This is a genomic window from Christiangramia aquimixticola, from assembly GCF_048285835.1.
Lineage (GTDB): Bacteria > Bacteroidota > Bacteroidia > Flavobacteriales > Flavobacteriaceae > Christiangramia > Christiangramia aquimixticola.
Map to the genome: position 1 here is coordinate 1 of NZ_JBLVTL010000336.1, position 279 is coordinate 279.

The 279-nt window shown below is 44.1% G+C and carries 1 protein-coding gene; it reads left to right on the forward strand.

Annotation, left to right across the window (positions count from 1 at the left end):
- Window positions 1-279: capsule assembly Wzi family protein (locus ACNKXV_RS14720; RefSeq protein ID WP_417908445.1), on the forward strand; the 279-nt coding region annotated here is incomplete at both ends.

Consider the following 279-nt stretch of genomic DNA (forward strand, 5'->3'; position numbering starts at 1 on the left):
GGCAATGTATGGTGGGGACCAGGGCAGTTTAATTCCCTTTCTTTTTCCAATAATTCGGAAGGGTTCCCAAAGTTATCCATCAATACGACTAAGCCTGCCAAGACGTTCTTAGGCGATATTGAAACTGCCCTGATTTTTGGGATGCTCCGCAGCAGCAATTTGGAAGCTGCTCAAAATCAAGAATTGAATAACCGGTATTTCCAGAGCCTTCCTACCGATTGGAGATACTTGAATGCTTTGATGTTTGACTATTCCCCTAAGTGGGTGGATGGTTTGCAT